Annotated in this window: 12 protein-coding genes; 5 read left to right on the top strand and 7 right to left on the bottom strand. The window is 63.5% G+C overall.

What is annotated here, in order from left to right; genetic code table 11:
• Positions 1–22 precede the first annotated feature (22 nt).
• Both ACNAOU_RS02935 and ACNAOU_RS02930 read right to left on the bottom strand, forming a co-directional pair.
• Positions 23–3,199, bottom strand: a complete 3,177-nt coding sequence (locus ACNAOU_RS02935) for a S8 family serine peptidase (RefSeq protein ID WP_422757971.1) — start codon at positions 3,197–3,199, stop codon at positions 23–25.
• A 259-nt stretch (positions 3,200–3,458) separates the two neighbouring features.
• Positions 3,459–6,407 carry an exo-alpha-sialidase gene (locus ACNAOU_RS02930; protein WP_422757970.1) on the bottom strand — a complete coding sequence of 983 codons (2,949 nt, stop codon included), beginning with the start codon at positions 6,405–6,407 and terminating at the stop codon, positions 3,459–3,461.
• 236 nt (positions 6,408–6,643) lie between these two features.
• Here ACNAOU_RS02930 and ACNAOU_RS02925 point away from each other — a divergent pair, with 236 nt between their 5' ends.
• The gene (locus ACNAOU_RS02925) at positions 6,644–7,591 is read left to right on the top strand and encodes a phosphoglycerate dehydrogenase (RefSeq protein ID WP_422757969.1); all 948 of its coding nucleotides are present in this window, start codon (positions 6,644–6,646) and stop codon (positions 7,589–7,591) included.
• A gap of 127 nt (positions 7,592–7,718) precedes the next feature.
• Entirely contained in the window at positions 7,719–8,699 is a 981-nt protein-coding gene (locus ACNAOU_RS02920) for a manganese catalase family protein (RefSeq protein WP_039239578.1), read from the top strand.
• A 64-nt stretch (positions 8,700–8,763) separates the two neighbouring features.
• Here ACNAOU_RS02920 and ACNAOU_RS02915 read toward each other — a convergent pair whose 3' ends face one another.
• A complete protein-coding gene (locus tag ACNAOU_RS02915) occupies positions 8,764–9,054 on the bottom strand; it encodes a DUF1540 domain-containing protein (RefSeq protein ID WP_018779990.1) in 291 nt (96 codons plus the stop codon).
• 127 nt (positions 9,055–9,181) lie between these two features.
• Positions 9,182–9,364: a hypothetical protein gene (locus ACNAOU_RS02910; RefSeq protein ID WP_422757968.1), complete on the bottom strand. Its 183-nt coding sequence runs from the start codon at positions 9,362–9,364 to the stop codon at positions 9,182–9,184.
• Positions 9,365–9,689: 325 nt separating this feature from the next.
• Between ACNAOU_RS02910 and purS the strand changes: the two genes are divergently transcribed.
• Genes purS through purL form a run of 3 tightly spaced genes read left to right on the top strand, consistent with a single transcriptional unit; the run spans position 9,690 to position 13,025 of the window.
• Positions 9,690–9,941 carry a phosphoribosylformylglycinamidine synthase subunit PurS gene (gene purS / locus ACNAOU_RS02905; RefSeq protein ID WP_011773385.1) on the top strand — a complete coding sequence of 84 codons (252 nt, stop codon included), beginning with the start codon at positions 9,690–9,692 and terminating at the stop codon, positions 9,939–9,941.
• Between the two features lies 1 nt (position 9,942).
• On the top strand, positions 9,943–10,719 hold the full coding sequence (gene purQ / locus ACNAOU_RS02900; RefSeq protein ID WP_422757967.1) for a phosphoribosylformylglycinamidine synthase subunit PurQ: 777 nt from the start codon (positions 9,943–9,945) through the stop codon (positions 10,717–10,719).
• Entirely contained in the window at positions 10,716–13,025 is a 2,310-nt protein-coding gene (purL, locus tag ACNAOU_RS02895) for a phosphoribosylformylglycinamidine synthase subunit PurL (RefSeq protein ID WP_018779993.1), read from the top strand. Before purQ ends, purL begins: the two co-directional genes overlap by 4 nt.
• A 26-nt stretch (positions 13,026–13,051) precedes the next feature.
• Here purL and ACNAOU_RS02890 read toward each other — a convergent pair whose 3' ends face one another.
• Genes ACNAOU_RS02890 through ACNAOU_RS02880 form a run of 3 tightly spaced genes read right to left on the bottom strand, consistent with a single transcriptional unit; the run spans position 13,052 to position 16,190 of the window.
• A complete protein-coding gene (locus tag ACNAOU_RS02890) occupies positions 13,052–14,509 on the bottom strand; it encodes a putative bifunctional diguanylate cyclase/phosphodiesterase (protein ID WP_422757966.1) in 1,458 nt (485 codons plus the stop codon).
• Positions 14,506–15,009, bottom strand: coding sequence for a hypothetical protein (locus ACNAOU_RS02885; protein WP_018779995.1), 504 nt, complete (start codon positions 15,007–15,009; stop codon positions 14,506–14,508). Before ACNAOU_RS02885 ends, ACNAOU_RS02890 begins: the two co-directional genes overlap by 4 nt.
• Positions 15,006–16,190 (bottom strand): GGDEF domain-containing protein, encoded by a 1,185-nt coding sequence (locus ACNAOU_RS02880; protein WP_018779996.1) that lies wholly within the window; start codon positions 16,188–16,190, stop codon positions 15,006–15,008. Before ACNAOU_RS02880 ends, ACNAOU_RS02885 begins: the two co-directional genes overlap by 4 nt.
• Between the last annotated feature and the right edge of the window lie 103 nt (positions 16,191–16,293).

Raw genomic sequence — 16,293 nt, 5'->3', positions numbered from 1 at the left:
CATTTGCGTGTCCCGCAGAGTTTTAGCCGGCGTTGTTGCTCTGTGTCGGCTCATCGCCGCGGATCTTGCCCCGCGGCTTCTTGTCCTTCTTGTCCTTCTTGGGATCTTCCTCATCCGGAACCACAACAGCTCCGCCGGGGTTGACCAGGACCGTGACGAAGCTCGGCTCGCTGGTTCCTGCGAAGGTCAGGCGGCCAATGTAGGAACCCGGTTCCAGGTTCTTCCAGTTCAGCCAAATCTGGCCCGTCTTGCCGTTGGCGAGTCGGATCGGATTCGGCGTCACGGTGGCGTTGCCCTGGTTGGCCCCCAGCACTGCAGCATCAACGGTTGCCTTGGTGGGCTGGTTGTTGGGGCTGGCGTAGAGGTTGGCGTAGACAAAGTAGTCGCCCGGGGCCGGGTTGGGAACGGACAGGGTTTCGCTGGCGGATGCCGTTGCGGCCGGCAGCTGCTGACCGGACGGAGTCAGGACCAGCATGTCGAAGTCGGCGGCCTCATTGGAGGAGATCACCGAGAACTTGGCCAGGGCACTGCCCTCACCAACGGTCACCTTCTTCACGAAGTTGGATGCGTTGGTTTGGCCGGCAAACGGGCCGGGAACCAGCTCGATAGCCGAAGAATCAGCCTTGGACAGGCCATCAATGGTCACACCCACCGGCAGGTTGGTGCCGGAGGTGATGTTGATGGTGCCCGAGCCATTGGGGCCCGTGCCGGTGAAGGCCAGGGCCTTGTCCGCGATGACGGACTGCGGACGGACGGCGATCGGCGAGGTGACGGTCTTGTTGGCACCCTGCCAGTTGAGCGAACCCATGGCGAACTTGCCCAGTTCGGCGTTCTTGTTCTCAAACTGGACCTTGAAGGTCTTCTTTTCACCGGGCGCACCGAAGGTCAGCACGGACGGTGTCACCTTGACGTTGACGCCCGGCACGTTGGCCGTGGCCCGGTAGGTGCCCGGCGTCAGCGCAGTCAGCGTACGCGTGACTTCGATCTTGCCGGCCAGGTTGCCCAGCGCGAAGGAGGGAACGTTCATGTCGCGCGCGGCCGTGGTGCCGAGCCCTTCCATGCCCAGGTCCATCCCGGTGCCCTGGATGAACTTCAGGTAGTCCTCGGTGGTGGCGTCGTAGACCAGGCCAGGGTTGAGGACCTTTGCCGGATCAACCTGTCCGGCGCCGGTGGCGAAGACGTCCTTGTTGACGGCGCCGTTGGCCAGCTTGACCGGACCAGCGGTGGTCATCATGGCGGACTTCACCGTAGCCGGAGACCACTGCGGGTTCTTGCCGAGGATCAATGCGCCGAAACCGGCCACGTGCGGTGAAGCCATGGACGTTCCGGACAGGAAGCCGAAGTTGTCGCCGCCGGTTCCGATCGGGGATACACCCGCGAGGATGGCGACACCGGGTGCCGAAACATCCGGCTTCAGCAGGTCCGAGTCAGTGGCAAGCAGCGGCCCGCGCGAGGAGAACCCGGCGATCTGCGGCTGTGCTTCGGCCGGCAGTCCCGTGGTGTCGCGGTTCAACAGGGACACAGTGATGGCCGGGTTCGCCGTGACCTTGTCCTTGATGGTCTGCGTGGCGGGCGGGTTCACGTGCACGGTAGGAATGACGTGCTTGTCAGTATCCAGCGACGAGTCCGTCAGGTTGACGAGGATCATGCCAACGCCGCCGCCGCGCAGGACTTCAGCGCTCTTGGCGGTGCGGTCAACCACGCCACGGTCACAAACAACAACCTTGCCGGCAACCTTTCCCGGGTCCAGGGACCCGGGAGCACACAGCGCTGCGTTACCTTGGCCGCTTGCGGCGTTGGTGGACAGCACGACGCCGGCCCCGCTCACCTCGCGGTTCATGATGCTCGCTCCGCGGAACTTGCTGCCGTCGGAGAATTCAACTGTGCCCTGGAGTTCCTGGGAGAAGGATGTCGCAGCAACGGTGGTCAGCCAGGGAGCTCCGTGATTGACGGTGCTGGCGGTTGGTCCGGAGTTGCCGGCCGAGGTGGCGACGAAGATGCCGGCTGACGCTGCGGACAGGAATGCCAGCGACACCGGATCCGTGGTGGAAGTGGTGGAACCGGAAATGGAGTAGTTCAGTACGTCCACGCCGTCCAGGATGGCCTGCTCGATCGCATCCACGGAAGCGGAGCCGTAGCAGCCACCGGTGGCGGGATCGGTGTCTTCCCAGCAGACTTTGTAGATGGAGAGCTTGGCGGCCGGTGCAATGCCGCTGGTGGTTCCGAAGCTCCTGCCATCCACGACGGCGTCAACGTTGCCGTTGCCTGCTGCCGTGCTGGCGGTGTGGGTGCCGTGGCTGTCCACGTCCACCGCTGAAATGACTTCTTCGGGAGCCCGGTTTTCCGGGGGAACTGTTTCCAGGAAGGCGTCTGCGAAGTAGTGGGTGCTGAGGACCTTTGAGTTGCAGGCGCTGCCGTCGTAGTCGGCGCCCGTCCCGGTGCCTGGCTGGCATTCGCCGACGAAAGTGTCGCCGTCGGCCTTGAGCATGGCGATCTTGCCGTCCGCAGTGCGGTAGGGAACGCCAACCTGGGGGTTGCCGACCAGCGGCCCCACGGGCTCACCGGCGAAGAACGGGTTTGAAGGGGTGTAGCCGGTGTCGATGACGCCCACGACCGTGCCCTTGCCGGCATTCTCCTGCCCGCCATACTGGGTGGCCCAGGTGCCGTTGGGGCCGCTGAGCTTCAGGAAGTCGGTGGTGGAGTAGTCCGGAGCGTATTGCGTGTCCGGTGCGACCATCAGGACTTTGGGATCCTTGGCAAGGTTGATGGCCTGGTCCGCGGTCAGGTTGGCGCTGAAGCCGTTGACGGCGGTGGTGAACTCGCGCTTGATGGTGACGTTTTCCTGCCGGGCAACTTCCTGCTGCTTCTGCTGCAGGTGCTGCTGGTATTCCTTCACCTCGGCACTGTCGGCGTCGAGCTTTTTGCCTTCCTCCGGTTTGGTCGGCGCGAGCCCTGCCGTGCCGCCGTCGTAGGTTGCCGCAGGCTTTTCGGCAAGGACCACCATGTAGCGGCCGTCCTTGTAGGAACCGGGGTCAAGGTTCTTCTTGGCCACGCCTGCAACATTTCCGGGCGCCTCCGGGGCAGGGGCGGCCTGGGCCGGCATCGCCATGGACGAGAGCAGCAACGGCAGGCCGACGGCAAGCACCGCGGCCTTCCGGAGTCCCCCGCTTCTGACGAAGCTCTTTCCTTGTGATTTCACGAGTGGTTGCACCTTTCACTGAGGAGGCCCGGGCTCCATCGCCAAGGCCTGTCAACTTTCAGATGGTTGAACCTTTGACAGTTCTTGTCAAAGCCGCACAACCAGCCGAGTCATAGAGTATCTACTGAGAGCCGAATATGACATACAGCACATTTCAGCGAATTTGTCTTGTCACAATGGCCGCGATTCGTCATGGAAAGCAGCAACGGACCGCAGGGAACAACCCTGCGGTCCGTCGTGTGCAGCCAGCCGTAAACGACTAGCCCTTGGGTGTCACCTGGAGCCGGTCAAACGAAACCTGCACGCCATCCTTGTCCAGGACCACGACGTCGTCGCGGCCGTTCTTGACATCCGAAGGCAGGATGAACTCCACGGTGTTGTCGGTGGTGGGGAAGATCCAGCCGAGACGGTACATCGTCTTGTTGAGATAGACGTAGTACCACTGACCGTATTCAAGACCCTTGAGCTCTACCTTCTGTCCGGTCCGGTACTTGTCCGTCGTGCCCAGGTCAAAGGGCGGCGTCCGGCCGTCGAAGTCCTGGACTGTCAGCGCAGGCACGTTGCCCGGCTTGGCCGGCTGGACAGTCAGTACCAGCGGATCCGCTGCCGCAGACGCAGCCACTTCCGTTGCACCGTTGCGGGCCGTCGCCTCGAAACCCACTGCCGCAAGGCTTCCGGCGGCCACGTCCGCAGCTGTCAGGACATGCTCCCGGGTGGACGTCACCGTGGCGCCCTCAGCAAGCGCGGCTGCGGAAATACCGGCGTCGGGGGCCTCCAACCCGGTTACCGCAACGTTGCCCGCGTTGCCCACCGTGTACGTGTAGGTCACGGGATCACCGGGGCTGGCGAAACGATCTCCGTCAGCGTCCCGCCATTCAGCGGAAACCGTTGCCGCAAGCTTCGGTTCGCGCACTTTGAGGTCCACCTCGCCGCCGTTCACCGTAATGGTCTTGGTGCTTTGGCCGGCAGCGCTGACCTCCCAGGTGGTGTCCGGGACGAAGAAGCCCTGCTCGGCTTCGGCGGCAGTCACCGTGTGCCGCGGGGTGGTGCACTCGTAACCCTGCCCCGCCGGCAACACGCTGTAACGGCAGTTCCCCGGACCCTCGGGAAGGAACGGGCTGAAGTTGCCGGCGGTGGGGACTGTTTTCTCCACCAAAGGGCTCGTGTTCTTCACCGTGAACGTGTACGGGACCAGCTCACCTGCGGCGTAGGGCCGGGTTGCGAGGTCACGCCCGACGTCGGCACGCGCCCCGCTGATGTCGGCTGTCAGCAGACCGTCGCGCAACGCGACCGCAGCACCAGTGAACTGCACCGTTTTGCTGAGCGACGGCGTCGCGCTGGCAGTGATGGTGAAGCCCGCCTCCGGAAGGAAGTAGCCACGCTGGACGTCCGTAGCCGTGATCACATGCTTGGCAGTGGTGCAGTTGTACGCAGCGCCTGCGGCCAGGTTGTTGAACCGGCAGTTGGGAGCCGAGGGCGGCAGGAAGCCGGAGTCGAAGGTTCCCGAGACCGGTACGGAGTTGGCCGTGACGTTGGCCGTGCTCTTGACATTGAACGAGTAGCTGAGGACTTCGCCCACCTGGTAGGGGCTGGCCACGACATCGCGTGCGGGTGCAGAACCGGTGATGGTGAGACCCACCTGCGGAGCCACCGGCACGGTGGCGGTGAAGGTGAACTGCGAAACCCGGCCATCCGCCGTCGTGAAGGCCGCGTTGAGGTTCTGCGGCCCGCTGGCGTTTGCCGGTGCGGTGAGGGCTACGTTGACGGTGACCGAGGCTCCCGGCGCGACATCGGGAACCGGCACTGTGGTGGCCGACCAGCCGCTGGGTGTGTAAACAGTGGCGTTGGCGCCAGTGAGCGTGGTGGCTTCCTGGTTTGTCACGGTTACCGGCACTTGCTGCGTAGCTCCGGGAGCAGCGGTGACGGCCGGCACGGACAACGGTGCGCAAACGTAGTTCAACCAGGCGTCGTCGAACTTGGCGAACGGCATGTTGTCCGTGTAGTTGCCCTCGTAGAGCACGCCGAACTTGCCGTCCTCCAGCCGGGTCACAGTGGAGTACGCGGAGAAACCGGAGCGGATGGTGCGGACGCCCGGCCACGTAGCGCCGTCGTCGCAGGAGACACGGGCGGAGACATTTTCGCGGCCGGTCTTGGAGTTGGCGTTGGTGAAAATGAGCTTCCTGGCATCGGCCGAGCCCTGCGCGGCGTTCGGGAACATGCGCGCGATGGCTCCGTTGTTGGCGGGATCCGGAAGCTCCGTGTCCTGCGTGACCGGACCGTACGTGGCGCCGCCGTCAGTGGAAACGGCCACCTTGCGGTAGCCCTGGTTGGCGTTGTCCCGGGAATTCAGGAGGACACGGCCGTCGGAGAGTTCAACGGTCTTGTTTTCGTCCATCCGGTCACCGACGTTGGCACCCTTGTGCCAGGTGGCGCCGTGATCGTCCGAATAGACGCTGTAGGCCTGGATCTTGTTGGTGCCGTCGGCCTGGCGCACATCGCCGGCGTACTGCTGGATGAGCCGGCCCTTGTACTGGCCGTACTTGAGCTGGATGCCTTCGCCGGAGGAGGCAAAGTTCGAGCGGACGTCCCCGGCCGCCGGGCTGGTCTTGCTGGTCCCGGGCTTGGTCACGTTGGTGATGAGCCGGGGCTGGCTCCAGGTGATTCCGCCGTCGGAGGACTCGATGACTGCCGAGGAGATCACTGCCCTGTCGGCGTCGTCGTTGCCGAACTGGCTGCCGCCGAAGCCTTGGTCCTTGGAGTAGACGAAGAAAGCGAAGACCTTGCCTGCTTCCGCGTCGTAGATGTAGGAGGGGTCGCTGTAACCGTATTTGGGTCCGCTGGCGTCAGCCACGTGACCCGCAGCGATGACCTGCACCGGCCCCCAGGTCTGGCCGCCATCAGTGCTGCGGAGTTGGACTATCGAGTTGGGGTTGGGCGCGTCGGCCGCTGAGCCGGGACGTCCGTCCCAGGCTGCCAACACCACATTGTTGCCCAGGTAGGTCAGGGCGGGGATCCGGTAGAAGAAGTTGGCAGCCGTGCGGTCAGCGGCGATGTTGGCCTCGGTGAAGGTGCCGGGGGATGCAGAGGGGTTGCTGGGCGGGATGGGGGCGGCGGTGGCCGGAAGGCCGAGCCCGGCCAGCAGGCCCAGGCTCAGGGTGCCGGCAGCTGCGATGCGGGCGAGCGATGGTGCAGGGGGTATGGATTTCAAATCCAGTGTCCTTTCGAATCGGCTCCGGGTTGGCACTTCACGCGTGGTTGGTTCAGGGATTTGCGTGTAGTGCTACCTCGTGATGGGCGTTCGTGTTACGTGCTACGTCGAACGTCCTACAACCATAGAGTGCTGGCCGTCACATTGCCAGAGATGGAGCAGGAGCAGATGCGCGGCGGGATAAAGCGGTAGCCTCTAGTGCAAACTGCCCGACGCCCGTAAACCTTGGAGTTGCCGTGAAAATCCTCGTCCCGGACACCATCGAACTGGACCTTTCCGATCCCGCAACCTCCGGGGACGAGATCGTGGTCTACGCAGTGGACAAGCCCATCCCCGGCGAACACCGCGACGCAGAGGTTCTGGTGGCATGGCGGAATACCTCGGAGAACCTCGCCGATGCCGCCAAGGAAATGACCTCACTCAAGCTGGTCCAGACGCTCGCAGCCGGACCCGACTCCGTACTCGCCGCTGGATTCGGGGACACCACAGCCATCACGTCCGGACGCTCACTCCACGACGGCCCGGTCGCTGAACACGCGCTGGCGCTGGTCCTGGCTGCCGTGCGGCGTCTGGATGTCCTCCTGGAATCGCAAAAAGCCGCTACCTGGAACCAGCCATACAACGCCGAGCAGTCCAACCCCGGCACCGAACAGCTCTACACGCTCGACGGCGCCAAGGTCACCATTTGGGGGTTCGGTTCCATCGCCGGGCGGCTGGCTCCCCTGCTGGCCGCGCTGGGCGCGGAGGTCACCGGCGTCGCAAGTTCCGCCGGCGAGCGCTATGGCTTCCCGGTGGTGCCCGCGGATGGGTTCCCGGAGGTCCTGGGCACCACGGACGTGCTGATTTCAATATTGCCCGCGACCCCGGAAACCGCCGACGCCCTCAATGACGAGGTCCTGCGTCATCTGCCGGCGACCGCTGTGTTCGTCAACGTGGGCCGCGGCGCGACGGTGGATGAGGACGCGCTGCTGGCAGCGCTGAAGGAAGGCCGCCTGCGTGCAGCAGCACTGGATGTGACCAAGGTGGAACCACTGCCGGCCTATTCGGAATTGTGGTCGGCGCCCAACCTGATCATCACGCCCCACGTCGCGGGCAACCGCCCCAAGGGTTCGGCGAAGCTGGTCCTGGCCAACATCTCCGCCCTCAAGGAAGGCAAGCCGCTCACCAATCAAGTGGCGGGCTGAACGAATCTCCACTTACTTGCGAAATTCCTTGCGTGGAAATAGTAAGCATGCTTATGTTATGTGGGTCCGGGGTGGCCAGCAGAGGGTTCCCATCCCACGCATAGCATGAGGCAACGTGAGGAAACGTATGTACCTGCACACCCAACTTCTCATCAATGAAATCGCTGCCGACGAGCCTGATCCCGCTGCAGCCAACGCCCTCCAGGAAGGCCTGGGCGGACAGTTCGGCGAAATGCGGACCATGATGCAGTACCTCTTCCAAAGCATGAACTTCCGCGGCGATCCCGCCTCCAAGCCCTACAAGGACCTCCTCCAGGGCATCGGTACCGAAGAGATCAGCCACGTGGAACTCATCGGAACCACCATTTCCCAACTCCTTGATGGGTCACCCCGCTACCAGGGCAAGAAGTCGGATCCGGTGGACGAGCCCGGCGCCGGCGGTGCCACTCCCCTGAAGATCGCCCTGGACACCAGCAATATCCACCACTACCTGGTGGGCGCCCAGGGTGCGTTGCCCGTGGATGCGGCAGGCAACCCTTGGAGCGGTTCCTACGTCTACAACAGCGGGAACCTCGTCCTGGACCTGCTCTACAACCTGATGCTCGAATCCACGGGGCGGCTCCAGAAATGCCGCATCTACGAGATGACGGAAAACAAGACGGCACGCTCCACCATCGCCTACCTGATTGTCCGCGACCAAGCCCACGAGAATGCTTACGCAAAGGCCCTGGAAAGCCTGGGTGTGAACTGGGGCAAGGTCCTCCCGATCCCCAAGACCAACGCCGAGCAGTTCCCGGAAGTGAAGAAGCTCCTGGACCTGGGACTCCAGAGCATTCAGTACACCTTCAGCGCTGACAACCTCAGCGAAGCAGGCAAGCTCTACCGTGGGGCGTCACCGTCCAACGACGGCACCGAACTGAGCACCGAGCAGATGCCGGACGGTTTCCCCATGACCATGTCGGCGGAGCGCAAGGAAGAGTTTGCGCCCGGACTCGATCCTGAACTCCTGGCCTTGATCCAGGCTACGGCCGAGCAGGAGATGAAGGACGCCGACAGCCCCAAGGAAGCCGCGGCAACCCCGGCCAAATCCAAGACGGCCAAGAAGTAGCCTGACATCAAGAAAGTGGGCCCAACCTCGCAGGAGGTGGGCCCACTTTTCGCTTAGTCAGCAATCAGGCGTGCTCGTAGGTAAGGCAATCGGCGGCTTCGCGGCCGGGTCCGACCTTGACGTCGTGGGCCTCGCACATGAGGTTGTTGTTGTGGACGCACTCGGACCGCTGGCAGGCGCCGACGTGGGCCAGGACCTTGGGCAGGCCGCCCATGGCATTGGTGTCAATGAAAGTTGCGCAGGAAGCGTGGTCCTGGGTTCCGCCGATGGTGATTCCAAAAGCGGTGCAGCCATCGTGGTTGAATCCGCAGCTGCCAACGCTACAGGCGGATACTTCTGCAATGTGATCGGTCATTGGTCCTCCTGGTTATCCTTGTTTTACCAGGGGGGTGAACCCCCGCGTGTATCTCCAAAGTACGCCGGAATCACGCCGTTTAACCCCTTTGAATAGCGCATTTGTACGTGCGCTAATGTCAGGTTCCCTACCGGGGTCCGCGCAGGGCGTCGCTGATTTTCGCCCGGGTCTCCGCGTCCAAGGGAGCTGTCACCCTGTGGTCGCGGGCAGCTTTGTCAGCCCTGATCTTTTGGATGACCATGCGGCCCAAATCTGCAAAAACGGCTGCGGCCACAACACCCAGCACCATCGATTTCGGTTTTTCAGCCATGCGGCAATCCTAGTGACGCCGGGCCGCGGCGGCCAGCGTCGACAGGCGCTCGTGCCTGCCGCCGTCGGACGTTCCCTTGGCACGATTTCCGCCGTGACGGCGGGGTGGCCTCGCAGAATCGGGCTGAATAGGGTATGTGCGCCGCTCCCGGTAGAATGGTTGTGCAAGCTCGCGGAGCGCCCCCATGCCGTTCAAACAATGCAGTTCACAACCGTGTTTAACCCTGTGTCCATAACGCTGTTTGAATGCGGCTGAACGGCGTGAGACGGCATCTCCGCGGCAGCCTTATTTAAGGTTCACCCAACTCACGCACAGGAGTTACCGGATGCCCCGGATCGTCGTTGACGTCATGCCCAAGCCCGAGATTCTGGACCCCCAGGGGAAGGCCATCGTGGGTGCACTGCCCCGCCTCGGCTTCAACAGCTTCAGCGCAGTCCGCCAGGGCAAGCGCTTTGAACTGACTGTCGACGGCGAGGTGACCGACGCTATCCTGGCCCAGGCCCGCGAAGCTGCCGAGACCCTCCTGTCCAACCCGGTGATCGAGGATGTCGTCAACGTCGAGGTCGTCGAGGCCTGATATGACTTCACTCCCCCTGATCGGCGAGGCTATCGCCGCCGACGCTTCTGGTGCTCGTGGCCTGGCTGGTGCCAAGATCGGCGTCGTCACCTTCCCCGGCACCCTTGACGACCGCGACGCCGCCCGTGCAGTGCGTCTCGCAGGTGGCACGGCGGTGCCGCTCTGGCATGCCGACTCCGAACTCGGCGATGTTGACGCAGTCATCATCCCCGGCGGATTCTCCTACGGCGACTACCTCCGTGCAGGCGCCATCTCGCGTTTCGCACCGCTGATGTCCAAGATCATCGATGCTGCGAACTCCGACGCCAAGCTCCCGGTCCTGGGTATCTGCAACGGCTTCCAGATCCTCACCGAGTCACACCTGCTGCCCGGTTCCATGATCAAGAACGACCACCTGAAGTTCATCTGCCGCGACCAGACGCTGCGCGTGGAAAACGCCAACACAGCCTGGACCGTGGACTACACCGATGGCCAGGAAATCATCGTGCCGTTGAAGAACCAGGAAGGACAGTACATCGCCGACGAGAAGACCCTGGACGCCCTTGAGGCTGAGGGCCGCGTGGTGTTCCGCTACGTGGGCTTCAACCCGAACGGCTCCCGCCGGGACATCGCCGGTATCTCCAACGCAGCCGGCAACGTGGTGGGCCTCATGCCCCACCCCGAGCACGCAGTGGAGGCCGGCTTCGGCCCCGAGTCGCTGAACGGCGAACCCCGCGACACCGACGGCCTGGGCTTCTTCACCTCCGTACTGACCAAGATTATGGGAGGCGACAAGTGACCACGGAAACCACCAAGAAGTTCAACATCGACACCGTTGAGCACGCTGCCAAGACCCCGGACACGGAACTCCCGTGGGCCGAGCTGGGCCTGAAGCAGAACGAATTCGACGAGATCGTCAAGGTCCTTGGCCGGCGCCCCACCGGTGCCGAGCTGGCCATGTACTCGGTCATGTGGAGCGAGCACTGCTCCTACAAGTCCTCCAAGAACCACCTCCGCCAGTTCGGCGAGAAGGTCACCGAGGAAATGAAGAAGGACATGCTGGTGGGCATCGGCGAGAACGCCGGCGTCACCAACCTGGGCGACGGCTGGGCCGTAACGTTCAAGATCGAGTCCCACAACTCGCCGTCGTTCGTTGAGCCGTACCAAGGTGCCGCTACCGGCATCGGCGGCATCGTCCGCGACATCATTTCCATGGGCGCCCGCCCGGTAGCGGTGATGGACCCGTTGCGCTTCGGCGCCATCGACCACCCGGACACCGCACGCGTCATGCACGGTGCCGTTGCCGGCATCGGCGGCTACGGCAACTGCCTTGGCCTGCCGAACATCGGTGGCGAAATGGTCTTCGACTCCGTCTACCAGGGAAACCCGCTGGTGAACGCGCTGGCCGTGGGCGTAATGCGCCACGAGGATATCCGCCTGGCCAACGCCTCCGGCAAGGGCAACAAGGTTGTCCTCTTCGGTGCCCGCACCGGCGGCGACGGCATTGGCGGCGCCTCGGTGCTGGCCTCGGAATCCTTCGATGACACCAAGCCCTCCAAGCGCCCGGCCGTCCAGGTGGGCGACCCGTTCGCTGAGAAGGTCCTCATCGAGTGCTGCCTTGAGCTCTTCAAGGGCTCCCTGGTTGAAGGTATCCAGGACCTCGGCGCTGCAGGCATTTCCTGCGCCACGTCCGAGCTCGCCTCCAACGGCGACGGCGGCATGGAGGTCGAGCTGACCTCGGTCCTGCTGCGCGACCCCACGCTGACCCCGGGCGAGATCCTCATGTCCGAGTCGCAGGAACGCATGATGGCCGTCGTTACCCCGGAGAACATCGAAGCCTTCGAAGCCGTGATGGACAAGTGGGCCGTGGAGTACTCCTGGTTGGGTGAAGTCACCGACACCGGCCGCCTCATCATCACCTGGGAAGGCGAAGTAATTGTCGACGTCGATCCCCGCACCGTCGCGCACGACGGCCCGGTCTACGACCGTCCGTTCGCCCGTCCGGAGTGGCAGGATTCCGTCCAGGCAAACTCCTTCACCGGTTCCGTTGAGGACGCCGGCCGCCCGTCGGCTCCCACCGAGCTGGCTGCGGCTGTCACCGAACTGGTGGCATCGCCCAACATGTGCAGCAAGTCCTGGATCACCAAGCAGTACGACCGCTACGTTGGCGGCAACACCGCCATGGCTTTCCCGGATGACGCCGGAGTAGTCCGTGTTGACGAGGAAACCGGCCTGGGCGTTGCCCTGGCCACCGACGCCAACGGCCGCTACACCTACCTTGAGCCGTACCAGGGCGCACAGCTCGCACTGGCTGAGGCCTACCGCAATGTCGCTACCTCCGGCGCCGTTCCGATGGCCGTCAGCGACTGCCTGAACTTCGGTTCCCCCGAGGACCCGGATGTCATGTGGCAGCTCGCCGAGGCCATCCGTGGCCTCTCGGACGCCTGCATGGAACTTGGCATCCCGGTAACCGGCGGCAACGTCTCGCTGTACAACCAGACCGGCACCACGCCGATCCACCCCTCCCCCGTTGTGGCGGTCCTGGGCAAGCTTGACGACGTCGCCCGCCGTACGCCGTCGGGCTGGCGTGAAGATGGCCAGGCCATCTACCTGCTGGGTACCACCGCAGCTGAGCTGGATGGTTCCGAATGGTCCAACCTGCGCGGACACCTCGGTGGCCTGCCGCCGAAGGTTGACCTCGCAGCTGAGCGTGCACTGGGTGAAATCCTGATCAACGCTTCACGCGACGGCATGGTCGACGCGGCACACGACCTCTCCGAAGGTGGCCTCGCGGCTGCTTTGGTGGAGTCCTCGCTGCGCTACGGCGTCGGCGCCCGCATCGCCCTTGAGGAACTCATGGAGCGCGACGGCGTGGACCTGTTCACGGCCCTCTTCTCCGAGTCCCAGGCCCGGGCCATCGTGTCCGTGCCGCGCTCCGAGGAAGTCCGCTTCAAGGACATGTGCACCGCCCGTGGCTTCGCCCACCTCCGGATCGGCGTCGTTGACGCTGCCGGTGGAAAGCTGGAGATCAACGGCGTGGATGAGCTCTCGCTGGACGCCCTGCGCGAAGCCCACGAAGGAACCCTGCCGAAGTACTTCGGCTGATCCTCTCCGCCTGAAGTGACGCGAGGTCACTTATGGCCCGTAAATCCCTCCGGGATGGGCCATAAGTGACCTCGCGTTTCCTTTAACCGGGCAAGGAAGTCTGCTTCGGGCAACGGCCTGCCGAAGAAATACCCCTGTCCGCTCGTACAGCCGATACTCCGCAGCAACTCCGCTTCCCGCGCTGTCTCAATGCCTTCCCAGACCCCTTCCAGCCCGCACGAGCGGATGACTTGCTGGATTGCCGCCAGGAACTCCAGCTGGGACGGGTCCTTCTCCAGGTCCTTCACGAACTGCCGGTCAACCTTCACCCGATCCACGGGGAGTTTGCGCAGGTAGCCCATCGAGGAATAACCGGCGCCGAAATCGTCTATCTCCAGGCCTACGCCCAGCCTGTGCAAGCTCATCAGGGTGTAACGGTCCAGCTCGTTGTTCTGGATGATGGCGCTCTCGGTAAGTTCCAGGACCAGCGACTCCGGGGACAATCCTTCCTTTTGGAGAACGTCGCGGACGTCGTCCACGAATTCCAGGCTTTGAAGGTCGGCGGCAGAGACGTTGATGCGCATGGAGAAGGCGGGCTCCGACGTCGCCGGATTATCCCGCCATTGCCTCAGCTGGCGCATTGCTGTGCGGAGGACCCACCTGCCCAGTTCCGCAATCAACCCGGTGGCCTCTGCCACGGGAATGAACTGGTCCGGCATGATGAGCCCGTGTATCGGATGGTTCCAGCGGACCAGGGCCTCGCAACCCTCAATGGTTCCCGTGGCAAGGTCAACGATTGGTTGGTAATAGAGGACCAGCTGCTCAGAGCGGATCCCCTCCCTCAGGTCGCCCACGATCTGCCGCTGGAGTTGCCGGGAGTGCAGGGTCACGGGATCGAAGAGCTTGAGCTTGTTCCGGCCCTCGCTCTTGGATTCCTCCAGGGCGAAATCGGCTTCCTGGAGGAGGTCCTCCAGGGTGTGGTGCGGCTCGGCGATCCGCAGGCCCATGCTGGCAGCACACTGGACACTGTTGTTGCCGAGGTCGATGCCGGGTTCCAGCGCGGCCAGGATGCGGTTCCCGACGGCGGCAGCCCGGTTCTTGGGGGTGCCGGGCATCAACACAGCGAATTCGTCGCCACCCAGGCGGGTGACGACGTCGTTCTCCCGGACTGCCGAGCGGATGCGCATGGCAACGGTGACCAGAACCTGGTCCGCTGCCGCATGGCCCGCAGAGTTCTTCAACGTCTTGAATCCGTCCAGGTTCAACAGGAGCAGCGCGGGCGGGGCGATGCTGTTGGCCATGGCAGCCGTGGCTTCCTTGAAGGCATCGGCCAGGGCCAGCCGGTTGCCGACGCCTGTCAGGGGGTCGGTAAGGGCCTCATGGCGTCGTTCATTCCGGACCTCATGGAGTTCTTGCATGAGTGCCCGGACCTGCCGTTCCAGGCTTTGTATTCGGGGGTCGTCATCATCAGTGGACACCAGCCGGCGAGGCTTGGTACTGGTCACGATTCGTCCAGGCTGCGCAGCGTCATATCGGCTACGGCCTGGGGCTTGGGAACCGGGTTGCGGTGCTCGTCCAGGAACAAGCGATAGGAAGCGATATCCAGCCGGCCGTCGGGCTTTGCCTTGTTGCCCATGCGGTAGACGTTTGTGATCCATGACCCGCCCAGGATGGCCTCGATCCAGGCATCGCATTCAGCGAGCGGGAGATGGACGCGCGTGCCGGTGTTCCGCCGGTGGCCGGCGATGGACACTGTGATGCAACTTCCCAGGAGGCCCTTGTCCGCAGTGAACCAGGCAAGGCCTTCAACATCGGCCACGATGGTCAGGTTGGCGTTTCCGTCCTCAACGGACTGGACAGGACCCATCCGCACCGAGCGCCGGTCCGCGTTCAAGGATGTGGCTGTTCCGGCTTTGTAGGGAGCACTGGTGATGTCTTTCCTGAAGACGGACAACTCCTGGTTGTGCTGGATCTGGATCCTGGTGGTCAGTTCATTGAGCGTCATGATCGTGCCTCATCCGCAATAGTGGCCGCCTCGAGGCGGTCGGCTCCTACAATCCGGTTTCTTCCTTGTGCCTTGGCACTGTAAAGCGCTGCGTCAGCTACCTCGATCATGAAGTTCAGATCGGCTCCGGCAGAGATGCTGGACGTAACTCCATAGCTGATGGTGGGGAACGGGATACCTTCCGGTGTGCGCATGCCTGCGGTCCGGCGGCTGATTTCGACGGCGATGCTCTCGGCCCGCTCCTGTGTGGCCCCGGGCAGGAAAAGGATGAACTCCTCCCCGCCGTAGCGTCCAATGAGGTCCGTGGACCTCACGGACGCGGCGCAGGCCGCAGCGAAGGCCTTCAAGGCCTCATCCCCGGCGCCATGACCGTATTCGTCGTTGACTGCCTTGAAGTGATCCAGGTCTGCCAGGACCACGGCAGCGCCGGATCCTGTGGAGTACAAACGGTGGAGCTCGGTGGTGGCCAGTTCGAGGAACGTTCCACGGTTGAGCAGGCCGGTCAGGTGGTCGCGGGCCGCCCGCTCCTTCAAACCCTTGATGAGTTGGTCGCTGGTGAGGGCCGTCATGCTGAAGGACACCGTCACCAGCAGCACCAGCGAAACCAGGCCCGACGGTCCGGGACCGAAGTACATACGGAAGGCCTCACTTGCCGGCCCTTCCAGTGCATAGACCGTAAAGCGGCCCAGGTAGTACGTGGCCAGGAGACCTGCTGCCAGCGACAAAGCCTTGTGGACCTGGGAATGGGAAGCTTTAATCAGCCAAAGATCCCGGGCGGCCAAGGCAATCCCGGTGGCCATCATGGCCAGATAGACGAAGCCCCCGGACCAGACATTGGTGGCGGGGCTTTCGAGGACAGAAGCGACAGCAGTGACCGCAGGACCTGCGGCAAGTTGCCAGCGGGCGGTTTTGAGGTCCCGCAAGGAGCGGGCGCCGGCCCACACGCTGAATGCTCCAGCCACCACCAGGACGTTTCCCACCGGATTGGCCCATTGCTGATGCGGGGATCCGTTGAGCAGAAAGGCTGTGTTGCCGGCCATGAATTGCAGCAGGGCCAGGCTCCACCAGCCGGCATACGGCGAACGGGTGCGGTGGAAGGAGGTACAGAACAACACCAAGAGGGTTACTGTGACGACGCCCAGGGCGACTCTTACAGAGAACGGATCGAGCACCGTGTCCAACCCCCTCAGCTGGTCATCCTGCGGCTTTGGATTCAGTGTGGCGGTGCTTACTCAACCTCTCTGCGGCATTTGCTCAAGATTGGCTCAAGATCAGGTGCGGTGC

This window comes from Paenarthrobacter sp. C1, assembly GCF_049315185.1.
Taxonomy (GTDB): Bacteria; Actinomycetota; Actinomycetes; order Actinomycetales; family Micrococcaceae; genus Arthrobacter; species Arthrobacter nicotinovorans.
This window is presented reverse-complemented; position numbering and strand designations above follow the sequence as displayed.

Coding starts and splice junctions, on each gene's coding strand:
- ACNAOU_RS02920 (WP_039239578.1), top strand. CDS start 7,719: ATGTACCTGCACACCCAACTTCTCATCAATGAAATCGCTGCCGACGAG.
- ACNAOU_RS02915 (WP_018779990.1), bottom strand. CDS start 9,054: ATGACCGATCACATTGCAGAAGTATCCGCCTGTAGCGTTGGCAGCTGC.
- ACNAOU_RS02910 (WP_422757968.1), bottom strand. CDS start 9,364: ATGGCTGAAAAACCGAAATCGATGGTGCTGGGTGTTGTGGCCGCAGCC.
- purS (WP_011773385.1), top strand. CDS start 9,690: ATGCCCCGGATCGTCGTTGACGTCATGCCCAAGCCCGAGATTCTGGAC.
- purQ (WP_422757967.1), top strand. CDS start 9,943: ATGACTTCACTCCCCCTGATCGGCGAGGCTATCGCCGCCGACGCTTCT.
- ACNAOU_RS02885 (WP_018779995.1), bottom strand. CDS start 15,009: ATGACGCTCAATGAACTGACCACCAGGATCCAGATCCAGCACAACCAG.